This window comes from Brachybacterium paraconglomeratum (assembly GCF_039541415.1).
Classification (GTDB): Bacteria; Actinomycetota; Actinomycetes; order Actinomycetales; family Dermabacteraceae; genus Brachybacterium; species Brachybacterium paraconglomeratum_A.
Genome location: NZ_BAABGE010000002.1, coordinates 511,874 through 532,557 on the forward strand (window position 1 = coordinate 511,874; position 20,684 = coordinate 532,557).

Sequence of the window (20,684 nt, forward strand, 5' to 3'; positions counted from 1 at the left end):
TCGTGAACGAGCCTCCCGACCCGACGTGCCGCCGTTCGATCCCGAGGACGATCCCGCGGAACCTCGCGGCGCCGCTGTCGAGGTGCTCTTCGATCCACCGCAGCTTCCCACCCCGACGGACCCCTTCGAGCTCGCCCGTCGCACCGTGAATCGTTCCCGGGCAGCGGCACGAGACCGAGGGCTGTTCCCGATCTCCGCGAAGACACAGGCCCGGGATGTGCGCGACAGATCCGGCCGGGCACCCGGCTATTCCGGCTCCCGACCCGACCCGCGCGACCCGCAGGGCATCGAGAACGTGCTGAAGAAGGTGCTGGGAAACCTCGGCTGGAACGCGGGGATGAACGCGGGGCGAGTGCTCGAGGAGTGGGACGAGATCGTCGGCGAACGGCTCGCGACGCATTGCCGGCCGGTGTCCCTCGAGGACGGCGTGCTGGTGGTCAGCGCCTCCTCCTCTGCCTGGGCTTCGCAGCTGCGGATGCTCACCCCCCAGCTGATCACCACGATCGAGGAGCATGTGGGCTCCCACGTGATCTCGGAGCTCAAAGTGACGGGACCCGCCGCCGCCGAGCGCACCTGGAAGAAGGGCCGCCGCACCGTGACCTGGCGCGGTCCGCGAGATACGTACGGGTAGAGAGCGGCCGAGCTCTCGAGGTGTGATGAGCGGTTCACACCCCGTCATCCCCGTGCAGCACCCTGCTACGGTGGGATCTGACGAGCTGATGAAGCTCGCGTGCACTGGGGTCGGTGAAATTCCGAGCCGGCGGTGATAGTCCGCGACCCGATGGCCTCTGGCCCTCGGTTGACCAGGTGAAACTCCTGGACCGACGGTGAGAGTCCGGATGGGAAGCGCACGCGAACGACGTCCCTTGGCGATCCGTCCTCGCGCACCCCGGTGCGCCGCGCGGTGACCTCTGGGTGACGTCGTTCCCGCACACCCTTCCTCTCCCTCCGGGACCGCGAGCAGCGGACTGGAGGAGAGATCATGCTGGAGGATGCCGAGCGGCAGGCGTTGCGCCGTGCCCTGGAGATCGCGGCTGATCCCGCCGTGCCGCTGGGTCCGAACCCCCGGGTGGGATGCGTGCTGCTGAGCCCGGCCGGCGACGTGCTCGCCGAGGGTCACCACCGCGGCGCCGGCACCCCGCATGCCGAGGCCGATGCCCTCTCCCGCGCGGCCGCTCCGCTCACCGGTGCGACTGCCGTGGTCACCCTCGAGCCCTGCACACACAGCGGTCGCACCGGGCCCTGCGCGGAGGCGCTGATCAGCGCGGGCGTCGGCCGGGTCATCATCGCCCGCCGCGACCCGAATCCCATCGCGAGCGGCGGCATCCAGCGCTTGCGCGAGGCCGGGATCGAGGTCGAGCTCGACGTCCCCGAGGAACTCGCCGCCGCAGCGGCCGCCCTCAACCGCGGCTGGGAGCACGGGCTGCAGCACCACCGCCCCCTGGTCACCGCCAAGATCGCCCTCACCCTGGACGGTCGCGCAGCTGCCGCGGATGGCACCAGCCAGTGGATCACCGGTCCCGCGGCCCGCGAGGAGGTCCACCTCCTGCGCACCACCTGCGACACCGTGCTCGTGGGCACCGGCACCGCCCGGATCGACCATCCCACCCTCACCGCCCGTCGGTCGGACGGAACCCTGCATCCCCGCCAGCCGCTGCGCGCCGTGATGGGCACCGGCGAGGCTCCCTCGCTGCCCGCCGTCGAGGGCGCCGGGGAGCAGATCCGGCTGCTCACCCGCGACCCGTCGGCCGCCCTCGCGGCGCTGTTCGGCCGCGGAGCTCGGCACATGCTGCTCGAGGGCGGGCCCACCCTCGCCGCCGCCTTCCTGCAGGACGGTCTGGTCGATGAGCTGATCATCCACCTCGCCCCGACACTGCTGGGTGCCGGGCGCTCCGCCGTCGCGGACCTCTCCATCACGACCCTCGCCGACCGCCTCGACTTCGCTCTGGTCGACGTCACCCCGCTGCCCTCACCGGGGGGAATGACGGATCTCCGCCTCACCCTCCACCCCCGCACCCAGCTCCCTCCCACCCAGCGCTCTCCCACTCAGTCCACCCACACCGCCTGACTCCCACCGCCCGATCTGGAAGGACCACCATGTTCACCGGCATCATCGAAGAGCTCGGCACCGTCGAATCGCTCACGCCGGGCGCCGACCCGACCCGCCTGCAGATCCGTTCCCCGCAGGTCCTGGAGGGCATCTCCCTCGGCGACTCCATCGCCGTGAACGGCTGCTGCCTCACCGTGACCTCCCACGACGGCGAGCTCTGGAGCGCCGACGTCATCTCCACCACCCTCGCCGCCACCTCCCTCGGCGACCTCGCCCCGGGAGATCGGGTGAACCTCGAACGCTGCGTGCGCGTCGACTCCCGCTTGGACGGCCACATCGTTCAGGGCCACGTGGACGGCGTCGGCGAGGTCAGCGGGCGGGAGGAGTCCGAGGGGACCACCCTGCTGCGCCTCGCGCTGCCGAGCGGTCTGGCGCGCTATGTCGTGGCGAAGGGCTCCCTCGCCGTGGACGGAGTGAGCCTCACCGTCGCCGAGATCGAGGGAGACGAGGTCACGATCGGCCTCATCCCCGAGACCCTCGCCCGCACCACCCTCGGCCGCCGCGGCATCGGCGACCGCGTGAACCTCGAGGTGGACGTGCTGGCGAAGTACGTCGAGAAGCTCACCGCGAGCCTGCTGCCCGCCCCGAGCCCGCTTCCCATCACCGAGGAGATCTGATGACCACGCTGCGCCTGGACCCTGTTGAACAGGCGATCACCGCGATCGCCGCCGGCCATGCTGTGGTCGTCGTCGATGACGAGGACCGCGAGAACGAGGGTGACCTGATCCTGGCCGCCTCCGCCGCGACCCCTGCCCTGATCGGCTTCGCCGTGCGCCACTCGAGCGGCCTGCTGTGCGCACCGATGAGCGGCGAACGGGCCGACGCGCTCGAGCTGCCGCTGATGGTGCGCGAGAACGCCGATCCGCTGCGCACCGCCTACACCGTCAGCGTCGATGCGAGCGAGGGCGTGACCACCGGCATCAGCGCCTCCGACCGCGCCCGCACCCTCCGGGTCCTGGCCGGAGAGGACACCGTGCCCGGCGACCTCATCCGCCCCGGGCACGTGCTCCCGCTGCGCGCGAAGCCCGGCGGGGTGCTCGAACGTCGCGGGCACACCGAGGCGGCCGTCGACCTCACCCGCCTCGCCGGACTGCCGGCAGTGGGGATGATCGTCGAGCTCGTCCACGACGGCGGGGAGATGATGCGCGGCCCCGCGCTGCGGGAGTTCGCGGACCAGCACGGCCTGGCGATGATCTCGATCGAGGACCTCGCCGCGCACCGCCTGCGGGAGGACCAGCCGGCGCTCGAGATCACGGCGCCGGTCCCGCTGCCCACCCCGCACGGCACCTTCCAGGCGCTCGCCGTGTGGGAAGGCACCGCCGAGCATCTGGTGCTGGTGCGCGGTGATGTCACCACCGCGGACCCGGTGCTCACCCGGGTCCACTCCGAGTGCGTGACCGGGGATGTCTTCGGATCCCGGCGCTGTGACTGCGGCCCCCAGCTGCAGGAATCCCTAGCCCGCATCGACGCCGCCGGCCGCGGAGTCCTGATCCTGCTGCGCGGCCACGAGGGCCGCGGGATCGGACTGGTCGAGAAGCTGCGCGCCTACGCCCTGCAGGATGCAGGCCGGGACACCGTCGATGCGAACCTCGACCTCGGCCTGCCCGTGGACTCCCGCTCCTTCGCCGCAGTCCCCGGCATCCTCGCCCACCTCGGGGTGGACTCCGTCGAGCTGCTCACCCACAACCCCGAGAAGGCCCACGCCCTGGTGGGAGGCGGAGTCGAGGTCGTCGGCAGCACCGACCTCGCCACCCACCCCACCCCGGAGAACCTCACCTACCTGACCACCAAACGGGACCGACTCGGACACCACCTCGTCGATCTCCCCACCACCCCCCTCGAAGGAGAGTCCGCATGAGCGGCCACGGAAGTCCCACCACCCCGATCCCCACCCAGCCCGGAACCCGGCTCGCGATCGTCGCCGCATCTTGGCACGAGCAGGTCATGGACGGACTGCTCGCCGGCGCTCTGCGAGGTGCCGCAGAAGCCGGCATCACCGCACCGACCGTCGTGCGCGCCCCCGGATCTTTCGAGCTGCCGGTGATCGCGAATGCTCTGGCCCAGGATCACGACGCGGTCGTGGCGCTCGGCGTCGTGATCAGAGGCGGCACCCCGCACTTCGAGTACGTCTGCGCTGCAGCGACCGATGGCCTCAGCCGGGTGGCTCTGGATCACGGAGTCCCGGTCGGATTTGGCCTTCTGACCTGCGATGATGAAGAGCAGGCCCTTGATCGGGCGGGACTTGCGGACTCGCGCGAGGACAAGGGATACGAGGCCGTTGCCGCCGCGCTGACCACCGCGAGCGTGCTGAACGGGCTCAGCGCCGGGGCGTCCACGGAGGGGCCCTGAGCCTGAGGTGCACCGGGCGTCTGGCGCGAGCACGCCAGACGCCCCTGTACCGGGTCAGCACCCCGGGAGGGGTATGGGACCACGTCCGAGCCTCTGCGGAATCCAAATCGAGGCGGTTCCAGGCCGTCTGAGCATCGTTCCGGGTCGCGTTGTCCACAGGAACGGCGGTGTGAATAGGTTCAGGCGATGATTTCCGCTAGAATCGGGGAGGTTCGGCCGACGTCCTCCGACGTCCTCGTGGACTCGATGCTGTCGGCTCGATCGCCGTGGCCTACGGATGCTTCACGCGCGCACGCGCGCGTGATGTCCGTGGGCCGCCCGTGCGAAGAGCTGGCGGTCCCGTCCGCCTGGTCTGCTGAACCACCCTCGGCGCTCTCCCGACCGAGGGACCCTGGACTGCGAGGAGCCACATCAGGTGAGCGACAGCGACCGCCCCATGCCCGATCAGGACGTGCCCGTGGGCACGTCGGACCCGGCGACCGTGCCGGCAGAGGGGGCCGCGCCGAGCGACCCCGGCCCCGCTGAGCCCAGCGCCGGTGAGCGGGCGGCCCGCGCACCCGAGCACTACGAGGCGTCGGACATCACCGTCCTCGAGGGCCTCGAGGCGGTCCGCAAGCGTCCGGGCATGTACATCGGCTCCACCGGTGAACGCGGGCTGCACCACATGGTGCAGGAGATCGTCGACAACTCGGTCGACGAGGCGATGGCCGGTCACGGCGACACCATCGAGGTCACGCTGCTGGCCGACGGTGGCGTGCGCGTGGTCGACCACGCCCGCGGCATCCCGGTGGACATGCACCCCACCGAGGGCAAGCCCGCCGTCGAGCTCGTGCTCACCGTCCTGCACGCCGGCGGCAAGTTCGGCGGCGGCGGCTACGCGGTCTCCGGCGGTCTGCACGGCGTGGGCTCCTCCGTGGTCAACGCCCTGTCCATCCGGATGGAGGTCGAGATCCGCCGTCAAGGCCACGTCTGGCGCCAGGCGTACAGCCGCGGCGTCCCGCTGGGCCCGCTCGAGAAGGGCGAGGAGACCACCGAGACCGGCACCACCATCAGCTTCTGGGCCGATGATGAGATCTTCGACGAGCTGGTCTACGACTTCGAGACGCTGCGCAAGCGGTTCCAGCAGATGGCGTTCCTGAACAAGGGCCTGCGCATCACCCTGACCGATGAGCGCGCCCCGGAAGCAGCGGATGCTGACGACGACGATCTGGTCGACGTCGAGCTCGAGGCGGAGGCCGCCACGAAGGACAAGGGCCCCCGCACGATCTCCTACCTGTACAAGCGCGGCCTGCAGGACTTCGTCGAATTCATCAACACCTCCAAGCGGGCCGAGGTGATCCACCCCGACATCATCTCCTTCGAGTCCGAGGACACCGAAGTGCAGATCAGCGTCGAGGTCGCGATGCAGTGGACCGGCGCCTACTCGGAGTCGGTGCACACCTACGCCAACACCATCAACACTCACGAGGGCGGCACCCATGAGGAGGGCTTCCGCTCCTCGCTGACCTCGATCGTGAACCGCTACGGGCGCGCCCAGGGTCTGCTCAAGGAGAAGGACGCCAACCTCACCGGTGAGGACATCCGCGAGGGCCTGACCGCCGTCGTCTCCGTGAAGCTCGGCGAGCCGCAGTTCGAGGGTCAGACGAAGACCAAGCTCGGCAACACCATCGCCCGCACCTTCATGGTCAAGGTGATGACCGATCAGCTCCAGGACTGGTTCGTCTCCCATCCCCTCGAGGCCAAGTCCATCGTCATGAAGGGTCAGGCCGCCGCGGCCGCTCGTGAAGCGGCGCGCAAGGCCCGCGACGCGACCCGCCGGAAGTCTCCGCTGGAGACCGGTGGCATGCCCGGCAAGCTGCGCGACTGCTCCTCGCGCAATCCTGCTGAGTCCGAGATCTTCATCGTCGAGGGCGACTCCGCCGGCGGCTCGGCCGTGATGGGCCGGGACCCGCGCACCCAGGCGATCCTGCCCATCCGCGGAAAGATCCTCAACGTCGAGAAGGCACGCCTGGACCGGGCTCTGGACAACCAGGAGGTCAGGTCCCTGATCACTGCTTTCGGCACCGGCATCGGAGAGGACTTCGACGCCACCAAGCTGCGCTATCACAAGATCGTGCTCATGGCCGATGCCGACGTGGACGGCCAGCACATCTGCACCCTGCTGCTGACGCTGCTGTTCCGCTACATGCGTCCGCTGATCGAGCTCGGCCACGTGTTCATCGCGATGCCGCCGCTGTTCCGCCTGAAGTGGTCCAATGCACCGCATGAGTACGTCTTCAGCGACGTCGAGCGCGATGAGCGCCTCGAGGCCGGTCGTGCGGCGGGTCGACGGATCCCCAAGGACAACGGGATCCAGCGCTACAAGGGTCTGGGAGAGATGGACTGGAAGGAACTCCAGTCCACCACCATGGACACCGCCTCCCGCACCCTGAAGCAGGTCACGGTCGACGAAGCCGCCGACGCAGACACCATCTTCTCCGTGCTGATGGGGGATGACGTCGAGTCCCGGCGCCGCTTCATCCAGGAGAACGCCAAGGACGTCCGCTTCCTCGACATCTGATCGTCGGCCCCCGGGGCGGCGCCGGCCCGCCGCGCGCCCCCGGGAGCCCCTGACCCATCGGCCCCATCTGAAAGGCCTTGCGCCCCATGAGTGACACCCCGCAGAACCCCGACGAGAACCCGAGCGACGGCTCGGTCCCCGAGACCCCGGCGTCGGATGCCGCCTCGACCCCCGCGCAGAACGCCGGCCTCGGAGGCCAGGAGACGCCCGACGGCGCTCACGAGATCTCCGCTGACGAGGCCGCCTCGCGCACCGTCACCCTGGTGGATCCGGTGGATGAGGGCGAGGTCGACCGCATCACCCAGGTCGATCTGAACCAGGAGATGCAGCGCTCCTATCTCGACTACGCGATGAGCGTCATCGTCTCGCGGGCCCTGCCGGACGTGCGCGACGGCCTCAAGCCCGTCCACCGCCGCATCGTCTACGCGATGTACGACGGCGGCTACCGCCCCGACCGCTCGTTCTCGAAGTCCGCGAAGGTCGTCGGCGAGGTCATGGGCAACTACCACCCCCACGGCGACAGCGCCATCTATGACGCCATGGTGCGCCTCGTGCAGCCCTGGTCGCTGCGCTACCCGCTGATCCTGGGGCAGGGCAACTTCGGCTCCGCCGGTGATGACGGCGCCGCCGCCCCCCGGTACACCGAGTGCAAGATGGCCCCCCTGGCCCTCGAGCTCGTGCGCGACATCGACCAGGAGACGGTCGACATGCAGGGCAACTACGACAACACCGTCGACGAGCCCACCGTGCTGCCCGCCCGCTTCCCGAACCTGCTGGTCAACGGATCCTCCGGGATCGCCGTCGGCATGGCCACGAACATCCCGCCGCACAACCTGCGCGAGGTCGCCGACGCCGCCCAGTGGCTGCTGACCAACTACGAGGCCACCAAGCCCGAGCTGCTCGAGGCCTGCCTGCGCCTGATCAAGGGCCCCGACTTCCCCTCCGGCGCCACCATCGTGGGCACCTCCGGCATCGAGGACGCCTATCGCACCGGGCGCGGCTCCATCACCCAGCGCGCCGTGGTCTCCACCGAGGAGATCAACGGCCGGATGTCCCTCGTGGTCACCGAACTGCCCTACCAGGTCAACCCCGACAACCTCGCGCGGAAGATCGCCGAGATGGTCAAGCTCGGCAAGATCCAGGGCATCGCCGACATCACCGACGAGACCTCCGGCCGCACCGGCCAGCGCCTGGTCATCACCCTCAAGCGCGACGCCGTGGCGAAGGTGGTGCTGAACAACCTCTTCAAGCACACCCAGCTGCAGGAGAACTTCTCCGCCAACATGCTGGCGCTCGCGAACGGTGTGCCGCGCACGCTGTCTATCGACTCCTTCGTGCGCGAGTGGACCAAGCACCAGATCGACGTCATCGTGCGCCGCACGAAGTTCCGTCTGCGCAAGGCCGAGGAAGCCATCCATATCTTCCGCGGCTACCTCAAGGCGCTCGACGCCCTGGACGAGGTCATCGCGCTGATCCGCCGCTCGCCGGACGTCGACGAGGCCCGCACCGGCCTGATCGACCTCCTCGAGATCGACGAGATCCAGGCCAACGCGATCCTCGCGATGCAGCTGCGCCGCCTGGCCGCCCTCGAGCGCCAGAAGATCATCGAGGAGCACGACAAGCTGCAGGCCCTGATCGAGGAGTACACCGCGATCCTGGCCTCGCCCCAGCGGCAGCGCGAGATCGTCTCCGAGGAGCTGCAAGAGATCGTCGACCGCTACGGCGACGACCGCCGCACCCAGATCCTCCCCTTCGCCGGAGACATGGCGATGGAGGACCTGATCCCCGAAGAGGACGTGGTCGTCACCATCACCCGCGGCGGCTACGTCAAGCGCACCCGTGAGGACCAGTACCGCGCCCAGAAGCGCGGCGGCAAGGGTGTGCGCGGCGCGTCGCTCCGTGAGGACGATGTGGTCGAGCACTTCTTCACCACCACCACGCACCGCTGGCTGTTGTTCTTCACCAACCAGGGCCGGGTCTACCGGTCCAAGGGCTATGAGCTGCCCGAGGCGCCGCGAGATGCGAAGGGGCAGCATGTCGCGAACCTGATGGCGTTCCAGCCCGACGAGAACATCGCCTCGGTGCTCGCGATCGACAGCTACGAGGATGCTCAGTATCTCGTGCTCGCCACCGAGTCCGGCCTGGTCAAGAAGACCGCCATGGCCGCCTTCGACTCCAACCGCACCGGCGGCATCATCGCCATCAACCTGCGCGACATCGAGGGTGCCGACGGCCCCCGCCCGGACCGCGTGATCGACGCCCGCGCCGTGAACGGCGACGAGCACCTGCTGCTGGTCTCCCGCAACGGCCAGTCCGTGCGCTTCCCGGCGGATGATGGCACCCTGCGCCCGACGGGCCGCGCCACCAGCGGCGTGACAGGCATGAAGTTCCGCCACGAGGACCAGCTGCTGGCCATGGACGTCATCCGTCCGGACACCTTCGTGGTCACCGTGACCGACGGCGGCTTCGCCAAGCGCACCAGCGTCGACGAATACCGCCTGCAGGGCCGGGGCGGCCTGGGCATCCGGGTCGCGAAGCTGCCCGATGACCGCGGCCACCTGGTCGGTGCCGCTGTGGTCGAGGAATCCGACGAGCTGCTGGTGGTCATGGAGCGCGGCCGTGTGGTCCGCTCCAAGGTCGCCGAAGTGCCCGCCAAGGGCCGCACCACCATGGGCGTCGTCTTCGCCAAGCCCGACAAGGGCGACCGCATCCTGCTGGTCACCACCGGTCAGGAGACCGAGGTCGACGAGGAGGACGCCGAGGCGCCGGAGATCATCGACGCCGACGCCGTCGAGGCAACAGGCGAGGATGCTGTGGAGATCTCCACGCAGAGCGCGCCCGAGGGTGTGGCGGATGAGTCCGATGTTCTAGGCTCTGACGAGTCCGACCAGTCGCCGCAGGGTGACGCCGACCCGAACCAGGAGTGATCCGTGAGCACCAGTGACTCCAGGACAGCCACCGGGTCCCCCAGCCCGGCCGAGTCCACGACCAAGCTTCCGGCCTTCGAGGAGACCTCCTCGCCGGCGGAGTCTCCGATGGGATCCGGCCGTGGTTCCGCGGCCAAGGGCGCGAGCCGCAGCCCGAAGAAAGACAGCGGGATCGCGAATCCGGCCGAGAAGGAGCGTCGTGGCCCGCGCCGCGTGCGCTTGACCCTGGCGCGACTGGACCCGTTCTCGGTGATGAAGCTGTCCTTCCTCGCCGCGATCGCCATCGGCATCGCGACCGTGGTCGCGGTAGTGCTGCTGTGGAACCTGGTCGAGGCGATCGGCATGTGGGACCAGATCGATGAGCTGGGCCGTTCCCTGAACGGCGGCGACCCGCTGCCCTTCATGGAGTTCTTCAGCTTCTCGAAGATGACCAGCTACGGCACCATCGTCGCGGTGATCAACGTCGTGATCATCACCGCGCTCGGCACCCTGCTGGCCTTCCTCTACAACCTGGTGGCCGCGCTGCTGGGCGGATTGAAGATGACCTTCACCGACGAGTGAGACGCGGGCAAGGAGACTTCTCCGCGCCGCACTCCTCCGCAGAAAGGGCGGGCACCCTCACCGGTGCCCGCCCTTCCCGCTGCCCGCCGCCAGTTGCTGCCCCCGCCCCGCCGATGGCCGCGCCACTGCCCCTGCCACCGCGTGAGCGTGACAAACCGGGCCGATAGATGCCTCGATAAGCCCAAGTTTGCCCCGCTGGCGGGACGTTCCGTTGCCCGCTGGCGAGATATGTGGCGGGCGGGGTCGCTGTGATCGTCACCGGGACGTGGCGGGCTGGGGCCGCGCCGGGGCGGGTGCCCCAGGTGACGCGGTGGCTCAGGGGGCCTGAAGGTCGGTGATGTCGGCGATCTGGGCGTCGAGGTGGGCGAGGGTCGCTTCGGCGGGAACCGTGGCGGCGACGCCGTGGGCACCGGCGCCGAGAGAGATCGTGCGCTGCGGATCACCGGTGAGGTCCATATCTGCGATCACCGGCCAGGCGGTGGTTGACCCGAAGGGCGTGATGGTGCCGCGCTCGTAGCCGGTGACGTCCTGGGCGACGTCCTTATCCGGCATCGACAGCCGGTTCACTCCCAGCAGGGCCCGCAGCTTCGGCCAGGAGATCTCGCGATCGCCCGGGACCAGCACGAAAAGGAAGTCACCCTCACCGCGCCGCACCACGAGGGTCTTGATGATGTCGCGAGGCTCCACCCCGCGGGCGGCGGCCGCTTCGGCGAGGGAGCCGACCCGGCCGTGCCGGGTGATCTTGTAGGTGAGGCCCGAGGCCTCCAGGGCGTCGGTGGCACGCTGTTCGCTCATGGGCCCAGGGTAGGCCTGGCATCGGGAGATGGCGTCCAGGTGAGCCTGCTCGCGAGGACCTGGGGTCGAGGCGACCGCTTCGCTATGGTCGAACGATGCTTGATCCGCTGCTCACCGCTCCCACCCCTCACGCAGTGCCCAGCCCGGGGGTGCCCACCTTGGCAGCCGCGCCCGAGGAATACCCGTGGCTCGGACCTGCGGTGAGGTCCGCGCTGCTGCTGAGCGACGGGATTGTGGACCTGGACCCGCCCGGCGGTGTGGATGCCCCGACCGAACAGCTCAGCGAGGCGCTTGTCGACGTCGCAGCCATCGAGCAGGCCCTTGCCGCGGAGGGAGTCGCGCCGCTCGCCGAGCGGACCCTGGTGCTCGCCGTCGGTTCGAACCAGACTCCGCAGACCATTGCCCGCAAGTACCGGCACTCGGGCCGAGATATCGCGGTGACCACGCCTTTCGTGCGCTGCACGGTGCACGATCTGGCCGTCGGCCATGTCGCGAGCATCGCTGCCCCGGGCTACCTGCCTGCAGCGCCCTACCGAGCCGAGGGTGAGCGGATGGAGCTGGTGGCGACGTGGTTCGACGACGAACAGCTCGCCGTGGTCGACGCCACGGAGCCGAACTACGACCGGCTGCGGCTGTCCACCGAGGACTTCCCGCTCACGCTCGCCACCGGGCGGAAGCCGTCGCACTTCGACGTCTACGCCTCGATCTGGGGCGTGATCGCCCGGGAGCAGCAGCCGATCCCGCTGCGCCACCGGCAGCAGGAGATCTTCGACGAGCTGGTGGGGCTCACCGGGGCCACGTTGACCCGCGGTGACGCCGCTGAGGTGTGCGCTGGGCTGGCAGCTTCCCCGGGGGCGCTGCACGAGCTGGTCACCGCGCATGCGCTGGTGGTGGAGGACGGCCTGCCGCGCTGAGCAGCGGCTGTCCTGTGGGGGCTTGCTCAGAGGACGGTGCAGCGCACCGTGTGCCAGCCGCTGGAGCCGTCGGGCGCGGGGTTCGCTCGTTCCTCCGTCTGCACCTCGCCCTCGCCGTCGGTCGCCCGGACCATGACGCTGTGGTCGCCGGAGGTGGCATCCTCCCAGCGCAGTGACCACTGGACCCAGGTGTCCGTGGAGACTTCCGCGCCGAGCTCGGCGGGGCGCCAGTCGCCGTCGTCGATCCGCACCTCGACCGCCGCGATGCCGCGCTGCTGCGCCCAGGCGGTGCCGCCGAGCATCACGGCGCCCTCGGCGTCCGGCTGGAGCTTCCCGAAGGAGCGGGGGACGTCCACGCGGGAGGCGAGCTTGATCGGTCCGCGTTCGGACCAGCCGCGCGTGGACCAGTAGGCCACGTCGTCGGCGAAGCGGGTGACCTTGAGCTCGGTGAGCCACTTGGTCGCAGAGACGTAGCCGTACAGTCCCGGCACCACCATCCGCACCGGATACCCGTGCTGAGCTGGCAGCGGCTCGCCGTTCATCCCCACCGCGATGAGCGAGTCACGGGAGTCGGTGAGCGCCTCGAGCGGGGTGGAGGCGGTGAAGCCGTCTATCGACCGGGAGAGGACCATATCCGCCCCATCCTTCACGCCAGCCCGCTCCAGCAGGGTGCGCACTGGGACCCCCAGCCAGACGGCGTTGCCCGCGAGATCTCCGCCGACCGCATTGGAGACGCAGGTCAGCGTCAGATTCGTCTCGATCATGGGCTCCGCGAGCAGTGCCTCGAAGCTCAGCGTCAGCTCCCGGTCCACGAGCCCATAGATCCGCAGTTCCCAGGTGGTGGGGTCCACCCTCGGCACGGCGAGGGCGGTGTCGATCCGATAGAACTCGTCGTTCGGGGTGACGAAGGGCGGCATCCCCTCGAGGTCCACCTGGGCGTCCTCCGGGATCGGCTCGGCGGTGGTGCGCGGCGTGGGGAGCACGAACTGTGCGGCCCGACGGGCGACCTCGCGGCTGGCGGTCACGCCGCGCGCCGTGGCGATGGCGATCACCGCCAGGACGCCCACAGCACCGATTCCCACCAGTGAGCGGCGGCGAGCCCAGCGAGCCCCCGAATCCTCTGAGGTGTCGCCGCCGGTGGGCGCGTGGACGAGCCGCAGCAGGAACAGGAAGGTGGGGACCGCGACCACGGTGCCGACCAGGGTGGGCAGCACGTCGAGCGTCGAGTTCTGGGCGCGGGTCAGCACGATGCTCATCGCGAAGACTCCGAGACCCGCGAGCAGGCCGGCGGCGAGCCGGGGACGGGAATCCCCGAGGCGGCCGATCAACGCTGTCAGCACCAGGTACACAGCGATCATCGAGGCGAACAGCACCACCTTGTCCCAGGTGCCGAACAGTCCCACCACCAGGTCCTTCACCGCGGGCGGGATGATGTCGACGAAGCCGCCACCCACGGCCACGAAAGGGGCCGACGAGGAGCTGAACGCGAGGGAGACGAGCTCCGCCACAGCCAGCAGCACCACCCCAGAGACCATCCCGGAGACCACCGACCACCAGGGGACCCGGGCCCTTGCGGTGCGCTGCCCGCGATCCGTGGATGCCTGGGGGCCGGTGGAGGTGGACATTAGAGCTCCTGGATCGCGATGACGTCGGTGGGTTGCTCGGAGCCGCCGGCCGGTTCGATGCTGAGCCCGATCTGAGCCGTCAGGGGCATCTCTTCCTTCGCCATCACGGCCTGGCCGGGATCGGAGATCAGACCCGCGCTCTTGGCGGTGTCGTCGACGATCCACAGCTGATAGGTGCTGTCGCTCGGAAGCTCCGGGAGGCCGGTGCCCTGGACGATCATGGCGCCCTGATCCCGTGAGTACATGACGTGCAGCGTCCCGCCGTGCGCGGCCGGGATCGCGAGCTGGGAGGTGTCCTCGGCGGTGAGGAGCGAGGAGATCATCTCCCGCTCATCATCCGAGCCGGCTTGCGCTGACTGCAAGGCCTCGATGGTGGCGCGGGCGTCGTCCTGCGCCGCGCGCTCGGAGTTCCAGAGTCCGACTCCGGTGACGCTCGTGACCATCAGCGCCGCGGCGGCGACGGCCAGCCAGCGCGAGCGGCGCACGCTCGAGCGATATCGATCCAGAGGGATCACCGCTGCCTCGCGGTCATCTGTCGTCGAGGTGTCGGGCGGTCCGTCGACAGCGGGACTGCTGGGTGCGCCGTCGATCCGACGGTGGGTGCGCGCGGAGGGAGCCGGAGCGATGTGTGCGGTGGTGTCACTGCGCCCGGTGGTCTGCGCGGAGAGCTGAGGCGTCCGAGAGATCTGTGCCATCAGCGAGTGCTTGAGCTCGGGTCGGGGGGCCTCCGGCTCAAGGCTGCGAGCCAGCTCACCGGCGGTCTCCTCGAAGGACCGGGCCTCGGTCGCGGCCTCGGGATCCTGAGCGAGGAACTCCTCGAGCAGGGCGCGCTCCTCAGCATCCAGGGCGTTGAGCGCCCAGGCACCGGTCATGTCATGCTGCTGCTCGTTCACGCGGTCACCCCCAAGCTGTCGCGAAGGACGATCATGCCGTCCCGGATTCGTGTTTTGGCCGTCCCGATAGGGATGTCCAGAAGTTTCGCCACCTCCGAGTGGCTGTAGCCGCCGAAGTACGCGAGGCGGATCGCCTCGGCCTGCAGGCGACTCAGGGAACCCATCGCTGCCTGCACGCGCTCTGCCTCGACCCTCATGATGCCCTCCTCCTGCACGTCGACGACTTCCTCTTGGATGATGCGCAGCCCCTCCTGGGAGTCGCGGCGGCGAGCGGCGGCGCTGGAGCGGACCGTGTCCACGGCGCGACGGTGGGCGATGGTGCAGATCCACCCATGAGCGGATCCGCGCTGGGCGTCGAATCGGGGAGCTTGCTTCCAGATCTCCACGTACACCTCCTGGAGCACCTCTTCGCTGATCGACACATCCCTGACCACGCGCTTGATCAGCGCGAACAGCAGCGGGGAGGTGTCGTCATAGAGACGAGAGAAGGCGTCCTCATCGCCTCGGGCGACGCGGGGCAGCAGCTCGGAGAGAGCGGGGGCGGCAGGCGCCTCCGCCAGGTCACCTCCGCTGTCGGGCTGCGGCGGTGGCCGTCGCGCGGCTGATGACTCAGGAAGGTCGTGCGCCATTCACAGCTCCTTCGGGAACGGGTCGAGCGGGCGGGGGCCATCGGGTCGATGCCCCCGCCCGCTCGATGCGTCTGCCCAGTGTGCGCTGATCAGCTGGCGTCTGCCATCGACGGCGGCATCAGAACGGTATCGACCAGGTAGACGGTTGCGTTCTGCGTGGTCACGCCGCCGCAGATCACGGTGGATCCGTTGACCATCAGATCGTCGCCGCTGCCGGTGACCTCGACGTCCTCGCCCTGCACGGTGGTGTGGGTGCCGGCGATCTCGTCCGGGGAGATCTGACCGGGAACCACGTGGTAGGTGAGCACGGAGGAGAGGCCCTCGGTGTCTCCGGCCAGGGCGTTCAGGTCCGCCTCGGGGATCGCGGCGAAGGCGTCGTCCACCGGGGCGAACACGGTGAACTCGTCACCGTCGAGGGTGTCGACCAGGTTCACGTCCGGGTTCAGCTCGCCGGAGACCGCAGCGGTCAAGGTGGTGAGGATGGGGTTGTTGGAGGCGGCCACGCTCAGCGGGTCCTGGGCCATGCCCTCCACGGAGCCGGCACCGTCGGGCACCATCTCCGCATAGTCGGCGCAGCCCGCGCCGACGAGGTTCGCGGCGGGGTCCATGTCCATGCCGCCGTCGGACGCTTCGGCGCCCTCCTCGGTCGTCTGTCCCTGTGAGCTGGCCGGCTGATCGCCCTCGGCCGGGGCCGGGTCGTCGGTCATCCCACCGGAGCAGGCGCTCATCAGAGCGACCGTTGCCGCCAGGGCCCCGAGGCGGGGGAGCAGAGTGCGAGTGTTCATGACGATCTCCTTCGTGAAGCTTCTGTCGCGTTCGGGGTACCCGGCCACGGAACGTCACCGGGGTGGCGTCACAACAGCAGTTCGGAGCGGACTGTGGAGCGGATTGGTGAGGATCTGCCGGAACGACGGGCAGATGGACCGGAAGCGGTCGGTGGGGGCCGCGCTGTGACCTCGGAAACACCACGCCGGACGAGTTGGACGCGGTGGCCTGCATCGCGGTAACGTAGCTCGTCGGTGGCTGACACCGGTACGCTACGTAGATCAGTCATGATGGGCCTATAGCTCAGTCGGTTAGAGCGCTGTCCTGATAAGACAGAGGTCACTGGTTCAAGTCCAGTTAGGCCCACTTCGAGGATCGGAGGAACGTATGAAGAAGTTCATCACCGCCGCCGTCGTCCTGCTCGGGACGTCTGTTGCCGGGATCCTCACCTGGCGGAAGGTCGAATCTGACCGCATCCGCAACGATCTGTGGAGCGAGGCGGAGCGAGTCTCCGCCGAGCAGGATGTGTCTGCTGCGAAGCAGGCTCAGCCGGCTCCCGCAGCTCACGTCTGATCCGCTGCCTGCTGCGGTAGGATCGGGACAACCGAATATGGGGACTTAGCTCAGTTGGTAGAGCGGTAGCTTTGCAAGCTTCAGGTCAGGGGTTCGACCCCCCTAGTCTCCACCGATGGACGACCCCCAGCTGACAGCTCAGCTGGGGGTCGTCGCCGTCCGGGGGCCGTCGTCGGCCCGGTACCCTGAGCGGATGCTCCCGCCCTCCGACGTGCTCGCACTGCTCCGTGCGAGGAGGAGCTCCCTGCCCCCCGCGCTCGTGCGCGTGACGGACTACGTCCTGGAGCACCCCTCCGCCGTGGTGGACATGTCCACCTCGCAGCTCGCGCACGCCGCCCAGGCCTCGGAAGCCGCCGTGTCGCGCCTGTGCGAGCGAGTGGGGCTGCCTGGGTATCCCGCGCTGAAGTCCGGGCTCGCCGTGTCGCTCTCCCGGGTCGCGGACCGGCCCTCGGTGAACGTCGCCACGATCGACGAGAACGCGGACCCGAGGGCCATCATCGACGTCGTCGCCCGCTCCCACCGGGACGCGATCCTGCTGACCGCCGAAGGGCTGGACCCCGACGAGATCAGCGCGGTGTGCGAGATCCTCCGAGAGACCCGGACCGCGATCGTCTACGCACTCGCGTCCTCCGCCCCGGTGGCCGAGGACCTCGCGACCAAACTGGTGATGGCGGGCGTCAGTGCCACCGCGACCTCCGACCGCCACCTGGCGGCCGCCCTGCTGGCGAGATATCCGGGACGCTGCGGTCTCCTCATCATCAGCACCACCGGCTACACCCAGGACTCCGTCTCGCTCGCCGAGGTCGGCCGGTCCCAGGGCACTCCCGTCATCGCGGTGACCTCAGATCCGGAGTCCCGACTGGCGCGCGCCGCCACCCATGTGCTGCGCACCTCCGCCTACGAGGCCGGGCTGCGCTCGGGCGGCACCTCGGACCGGATGGCCCAGCTGCTGGTGGTCGACGTCCTGGTCACCGTGCTGCGCACCGCCGATCATCAGGCGGAGGTCGCGGCCATGCATCGGATGGACGAGGCGGTGTCCCCGTGGAAGCTGCCGCGGCCGGGACCGTCGGCCTCCCCGGGCACACCGTCCGACAGGGAGTGAGGATCCGAACACATCCCGTCGGGCGGGTGAAGAATTCCTTCATGACACCGTCGGCCAGATGATATGTTCCGTCGCGATCTGCGGGGCCGCGCCCGCAGCCCGCACCCCACCACCGACCGCCGACTCCTCGGCTTCCCCGGCTCCGCATCGCTGCCGTCCGGGCGTGAGCCGCCGGCATGAGAGGTTCCGATGAAGTTCTTCCAACGTCTGGGCAGATCGCTGATGCTGCCCGTGGCAGTGCTGCCGGTCGCCGCGATCCTCAGCGGTCTCGGCTACTGGATCCTCACCGCGACCGGCGATGACGGCAATCTCGCGGGCGTGTTCCTCAAGCTGGCTGGTGGCGCGCTGCTGGACAACCTGCCGCTGCTGTTCGCGATCGGCGTGTCGATCGGCATGGCGACCAAGCCCGACGGCACCTCCGCACTGGCGGGCCTGGTGTCGTGGCTGATGGTGACGACCCTGCTGGCCCCCGCGAACGTGGCCCTGTTCAAGGGCATCGAGGAGTCCCAGGTCAATCCCGCCTTCTCCAACCTCGAGAATGTGTTCGTGGGCATGCTCTGCGGGCTGATCGGGGCCTGGGCGTACGACCACTTCAAGGAGACCGAGCTGCCGGACGCGCTGTCCTTCTTCTCGGGCCGTCGCTCGGTCGCGATCATCACCGCCGGCGTCTCCCTCGGCCTGGCCCTGGTGCTGTTCTTCGTGTGGCCGCTGGTGTACTCGGGCCTGGTGGGCTTCGGTGAATTCATCCTGACCCTCGGCCCCGTGGGCGTCGGCATCTACGGCTTCCTCAACCGCCTGCTGATCCCGCTGGGCCTGCACCACGCCCTGAACTCGGTGTTCTGGTTCGACGTCGCCGGGATCAACGATCTGGGCAACTTCCTGGACGCCGAGGGGACCTACGGGGTCACCGGCCAGTACATGACCGGCTTCTTCCCGATCATGATGCTCGGCCTGCCCGGCGCGGCACTGGCGATGTACGTGACCGCGAAGACCGCGCGACGCAAGGTCGCCGCGGGTGTGCTGCTCTCCAGTGCGATCGCCTCCTTCTTCGTCGGCGTCACCGAACCGCTCGAATTCTCCTTCATGTTCCTGGCCCCGGGCCTCTACCTGGTCCACGCCGTGTTCACCGGCATCTCCATGGGCATCAGCGCGCTGCTGCCGGTGAGGATGGGCTTCGGGTTCTCCGGCGGCTTCATCGACCTCGTGCTGGGCTGGGTGAACCCGATGGCCCAGAACCCGTGGGCGATCCCGGTGATGGGCGTGTTCTGGTTCGTGGTCTACTTCGTCGTCTTCCGCGCGATCATCCTGCGCTTCGATCTGAAGACCCCCGGCCGCGAGGACGACGCGGATCTCCTCGAGGACGAGCAGGGCGGGGTCCCCATCGGCGGCGACAAGTACGCGGTCACCGCGACGGCGTTCCTCGCTGCCCTGGGCGGCAAGGAGAACATCGTGGATCTGGAGAACTGCGCGACCCGGCTCCGGATGGAGATCGCCGATACCTCCAAGGTCGACGAGGCGGCGCTGAAGCGTGCCGGCGCTGCGGGGACGATGAAGCCGGGCGGCCAATCGGTCCAGGTCATCTACGGCACCAGCGTCCAGTTCGTGAAGGACGCGATGGAGCGGATCATCACCGGTCAGGCCGAGCCCGTCGCCGCCGCTGACGTCGCTGACGCCGCCGAGGTGGAGGGAGGCGGCGGCACCGTGACCGCGGTGCGGGCGAGCGCGCTGGTCCGTCTGCGCCAGCCCCTGGCCGGGACCGTCATCCCGCTGTCGGAGGTGCCGGATGCGACCTTCGCGCAGGGGATCATGGGGCCCGGCGTCGCCATCGAGCCCACCTCCGGAGAGGTGGTCGCGCCCGCCGCCGGGACCGTGACGCATGTCTTCCCGACCGGGCACGCGGTCGCGCTGACCCTCGATGACGGCACCGAGGTGCTGATCCACGTCGGCCTGGACACCGTGAAGATGCAGGGCGAGGGCTTCACGACGCTCGTGGCCTCCGGGGAGCACGTCAGCGCGGGCACTCCGCTGCTGCGCGCGGACCTCTCGGCGATCCGGGCCGCCGGATATCCCGTCGTCACGCCGGTGATCGTCATGAACGACAAGGGCGCCCGCATCGAGCTGGTCTGAGCCGTTCCCGACGGCAGCGAACCTTTCCCGGAGACCCTTTCCCGGAGCCGATGGGCCTCAGCCGACCGGCGGGTACGCCGAGCCCCGCAGCAGCCGTGCCAGGTGGGCGGCGTTGCGGGCGGCCGTGGCCGTCGTCGACGCGACCGCTTCGGGCACCTCCTCGAGATCCTGGTAGTCCGTCGAGCCCATCGCCTCCCCCACCCAGTAGGTGGCACCCTGCGCGGGCAGCGTGAAGCCCACGTCGTTCAGACCCTGACCGAGATCCGCGGTCACCTTGTGCGCGCCGTCCTCGTTGCCGACCACGCCGATCAGAGCGACCTTGTCGAAGATGCGGGGACGACCTCCCTCGTCGGTCTCCGAGTCGCCGTTGAGCCGCTCGAGCACGCGCTGGGCGATGCTGCTGGGGTGGCCGAGCCAGATCGGGGTGGACAGCACCAGGATGTCCGCCGCGAGCACCTTCTCGTACAGGGCCGGCCACGCGTCACCGGCGCCCATGTCGACCGCCACGCCCGGCCTGACGTCATGGTCGACCACCCGCACGGAGGAGGTGCTCACGCCGTGCTGCGCGAGCTCGTCCAGCAGCTGTCGGGCGAGGAGATCGCTGCTCGAGGTCGCGGGGGAGGGGGTAAGGGAGCAGGTGAGGGCGAGGGCGGAGAGGTCGGTCATCGGTGGTTCCTTCCATCGAGGGGCGGACTGCCGGTCCCGCCATGCTGGCCCTCGTGGGTGGGCCTGTCGAGATTCTCGACCGATCAGT

18 protein-coding genes, 2 tRNA genes and 1 riboswitch are annotated in these 20,684 nt (G+C 69.4%); of the genes, 14 read left to right on the top strand and 6 right to left on the bottom strand.

Annotated elements, in window-relative coordinates; genetic code table 11:
- Positions 1 to 25 precede the first annotated feature (25 nt).
- From ABD893_RS02285 to ABD893_RS02320, 8 genes are all read left to right on the top strand, one after another.
- Entirely contained in the window at positions 26 to 631 is a 606-nt protein-coding gene (locus tag ABD893_RS02285) for a DciA family protein (RefSeq protein WP_345075906.1), read from the top strand.
- A gap of 95 nt (positions 632 to 726) precedes the next feature.
- A riboswitch (FMN riboswitch) is annotated at positions 727 to 856 on the top strand.
- 126 nt (positions 857 to 982) lie between these two features.
- Positions 983 to 2,068 (top strand): bifunctional diaminohydroxyphosphoribosylaminopyrimidine deaminase/5-amino-6-(5-phosphoribosylamino)uracil reductase RibD, encoded by a 1,086-nt coding sequence (gene ribD / locus ABD893_RS02290; RefSeq protein WP_345075907.1) that lies wholly within the window; start codon positions 983 to 985, stop codon positions 2,066 to 2,068.
- Positions 2,069 to 2,097: 29 nt separating this feature from the next.
- Positions 2,098 to 2,727: a riboflavin synthase gene (locus ABD893_RS02295; protein ID WP_345075908.1), complete on the top strand. Its 630-nt coding sequence runs from the start codon at positions 2,098 to 2,100 to the stop codon at positions 2,725 to 2,727.
- Positions 2,727 to 3,968, top strand: coding sequence for a 3,4-dihydroxy-2-butanone-4-phosphate synthase (gene ribB, locus ABD893_RS02300; protein ID WP_345075909.1), 1,242 nt, complete (start codon positions 2,727 to 2,729; stop codon positions 3,966 to 3,968). Before ABD893_RS02295 ends, ribB begins: the two co-directional genes overlap by 1 nt.
- Positions 3,965 to 4,459: a 6,7-dimethyl-8-ribityllumazine synthase gene (gene ribH, locus ABD893_RS02305; protein ID WP_345075910.1), complete on the top strand. Its 495-nt coding sequence runs from the start codon at positions 3,965 to 3,967 to the stop codon at positions 4,457 to 4,459. Before ribB ends, ribH begins: the two co-directional genes overlap by 4 nt.
- A gap of 436 nt (positions 4,460 to 4,895) precedes the next feature.
- Entirely contained in the window at positions 4,896 to 7,019 is a 2,124-nt protein-coding gene (gene gyrB, locus ABD893_RS02310) for a DNA topoisomerase (ATP-hydrolyzing) subunit B (RefSeq protein ID WP_425548336.1), read from the top strand.
- Between the two features lie 86 nt (positions 7,020 to 7,105).
- Positions 7,106 to 9,946 (top strand): DNA gyrase subunit A, encoded by a 2,841-nt coding sequence (gene gyrA, locus ABD893_RS02315; protein WP_345075912.1) that lies wholly within the window; start codon positions 7,106 to 7,108, stop codon positions 9,944 to 9,946.
- 3 nt (positions 9,947 to 9,949) lie between these two features.
- Positions 9,950 to 10,507: a DUF3566 domain-containing protein gene (locus tag ABD893_RS02320; RefSeq protein WP_345075913.1), complete on the top strand. Its 558-nt coding sequence runs from the start codon at positions 9,950 to 9,952 to the stop codon at positions 10,505 to 10,507.
- Between the two features lie 315 nt (positions 10,508 to 10,822).
- Here ABD893_RS02320 and ABD893_RS02325 read toward each other — a convergent pair whose 3' ends face one another.
- Positions 10,823 to 11,302: an aminoacyl-tRNA deacylase gene (locus tag ABD893_RS02325; protein WP_345075914.1), complete on the bottom strand. Its 480-nt coding sequence runs from the start codon at positions 11,300 to 11,302 to the stop codon at positions 10,823 to 10,825.
- A gap of 95 nt (positions 11,303 to 11,397) precedes the next feature.
- On the opposite strand from ABD893_RS02325, the gene ABD893_RS02330 reads away from it, so the two are divergent.
- Positions 11,398 to 12,216 (top strand): hypothetical protein, encoded by an 819-nt coding sequence (locus tag ABD893_RS02330; protein ID WP_345075915.1) that lies wholly within the window; start codon positions 11,398 to 11,400, stop codon positions 12,214 to 12,216.
- Between the two features lie 26 nt (positions 12,217 to 12,242).
- Here ABD893_RS02330 and ABD893_RS02335 read toward each other — a convergent pair whose 3' ends face one another.
- From ABD893_RS02335 to ABD893_RS02350, 4 genes are all read right to left on the bottom strand, one after another.
- Positions 12,243 to 13,841: a molybdopterin-dependent oxidoreductase gene (locus tag ABD893_RS02335; protein WP_345075916.1), complete on the bottom strand. Its 1,599-nt coding sequence runs from the start codon at positions 13,839 to 13,841 to the stop codon at positions 12,243 to 12,245.
- On the bottom strand, positions 13,841 to 14,734 hold the full coding sequence (locus tag ABD893_RS02340) for an anti-sigma factor (RefSeq protein ID WP_345075917.1): 894 nt from the start codon (positions 14,732 to 14,734) through the stop codon (positions 13,841 to 13,843). Before ABD893_RS02340 ends, ABD893_RS02335 begins: the two co-directional genes overlap by 1 nt.
- Positions 14,731 to 15,363 (bottom strand): ECF RNA polymerase sigma factor SigK, encoded by a 633-nt coding sequence (sigK, locus tag ABD893_RS02345; protein WP_345075918.1) that lies wholly within the window; start codon positions 15,361 to 15,363, stop codon positions 14,731 to 14,733. Before sigK ends, ABD893_RS02340 begins: the two co-directional genes overlap by 4 nt.
- A gap of 89 nt (positions 15,364 to 15,452) precedes the next feature.
- On the bottom strand, positions 15,453 to 16,148 hold the full coding sequence (locus ABD893_RS02350) for a fasciclin domain-containing protein (protein WP_345075919.1): 696 nt from the start codon (positions 16,146 to 16,148) through the stop codon (positions 15,453 to 15,455).
- 272 nt (positions 16,149 to 16,420) lie between these two features.
- Here ABD893_RS02350 and ABD893_RS02355 point away from each other — a divergent pair.
- The 5 genes from ABD893_RS02355 to nagE all read left to right on the top strand — a co-directional run bounded on the left by ABD893_RS02355 (position 16,421) and on the right by nagE (position 19,930).
- Positions 16,421 to 16,494, top strand: a tRNA-Ile gene (locus tag ABD893_RS02355).
- A 21-nt stretch (positions 16,495 to 16,515) separates the two neighbouring features.
- A complete protein-coding gene (locus tag ABD893_RS02360) occupies positions 16,516 to 16,701 on the top strand; it encodes a DLW-39 family protein (protein WP_345075920.1) in 186 nt (61 codons plus the stop codon).
- A 39-nt stretch (positions 16,702 to 16,740) separates the two neighbouring features.
- Positions 16,741 to 16,813, top strand: a tRNA-Ala gene (locus ABD893_RS02365).
- A gap of 3 nt (positions 16,814 to 16,816) precedes the next feature.
- Positions 16,817 to 17,803 carry a MurR/RpiR family transcriptional regulator gene (locus ABD893_RS02370; RefSeq protein WP_345075921.1) on the top strand — a complete coding sequence of 329 codons (987 nt, stop codon included), beginning with the start codon at positions 16,817 to 16,819 and terminating at the stop codon, positions 17,801 to 17,803.
- 189 nt (positions 17,804 to 17,992) lie between these two features.
- Positions 17,993 to 19,930, top strand: a complete 1,938-nt coding sequence (gene nagE / locus ABD893_RS02375) for an N-acetylglucosamine-specific PTS transporter subunit IIBC (RefSeq protein WP_345075922.1) — start codon at positions 17,993 to 17,995, stop codon at positions 19,928 to 19,930.
- Between the two features lie 57 nt (positions 19,931 to 19,987).
- Here the strand turns inward: nagE and ABD893_RS02380 are convergent, their stop codons facing one another.
- Positions 19,988 to 20,596, bottom strand: coding sequence for a flavodoxin family protein (locus ABD893_RS02380; RefSeq protein ID WP_345075923.1), 609 nt, complete (start codon positions 20,594 to 20,596; stop codon positions 19,988 to 19,990).
- Positions 20,597 to 20,684 lie beyond the last annotated feature (88 nt).

Excerpts from the sequence above, each read along its gene's own strand:
- ribD (WP_345075907.1), top strand. The coding sequence starts at position 983 with ATGCTGGAGGATGCCGAGCGGCAGGCGTTGCGCCGTGCCCTGGAGATC.
- ABD893_RS02295 (WP_345075908.1), top strand. The coding sequence starts at position 2,098 with ATGTTCACCGGCATCATCGAAGAGCTCGGCACCGTCGAATCGCTCACG.
- ribB (WP_345075909.1), top strand. The coding sequence starts at position 2,727 with ATGACCACGCTGCGCCTGGACCCTGTTGAACAGGCGATCACCGCGATC.
- ribH (WP_345075910.1), top strand. The coding sequence starts at position 3,965 with ATGAGCGGCCACGGAAGTCCCACCACCCCGATCCCCACCCAGCCCGGA.
- gyrB (WP_425548336.1), top strand. The coding sequence starts at position 4,896 with ATGCCCGATCAGGACGTGCCCGTGGGCACGTCGGACCCGGCGACCGTG.
- gyrA (WP_345075912.1), top strand. The coding sequence starts at position 7,106 with ATGAGTGACACCCCGCAGAACCCCGACGAGAACCCGAGCGACGGCTCG.
- ABD893_RS02325 (WP_345075914.1), bottom strand. The coding sequence starts at position 11,302 with ATGAGCGAACAGCGTGCCACCGACGCCCTGGAGGCCTCGGGCCTCACC.
- ABD893_RS02330 (WP_345075915.1), top strand. The coding sequence starts at position 11,398 with ATGCTTGATCCGCTGCTCACCGCTCCCACCCCTCACGCAGTGCCCAGC.
- ABD893_RS02335 (WP_345075916.1), bottom strand. The coding sequence starts at position 13,841 with ATGTCCACCTCCACCGGCCCCCAGGCATCCACGGATCGCGGGCAGCGC.
- sigK (WP_345075918.1), bottom strand. The coding sequence starts at position 15,363 with ATGGCGCACGACCTTCCTGAGTCATCAGCCGCGCGACGGCCACCGCCG.
- ABD893_RS02350 (WP_345075919.1), bottom strand. The coding sequence starts at position 16,148 with ATGAACACTCGCACTCTGCTCCCCCGCCTCGGGGCCCTGGCGGCAACG.
- ABD893_RS02360 (WP_345075920.1), top strand. The coding sequence starts at position 16,516 with ATGAAGAAGTTCATCACCGCCGCCGTCGTCCTGCTCGGGACGTCTGTT.
- ABD893_RS02370 (WP_345075921.1), top strand. The coding sequence starts at position 16,817 with ATGGACGACCCCCAGCTGACAGCTCAGCTGGGGGTCGTCGCCGTCCGG.
- nagE (WP_345075922.1), top strand. The coding sequence starts at position 17,993 with ATGAAGTTCTTCCAACGTCTGGGCAGATCGCTGATGCTGCCCGTGGCA.
- ABD893_RS02380 (WP_345075923.1), bottom strand. The coding sequence starts at position 20,596 with ATGACCGACCTCTCCGCCCTCGCCCTCACCTGCTCCCTTACCCCCTCC.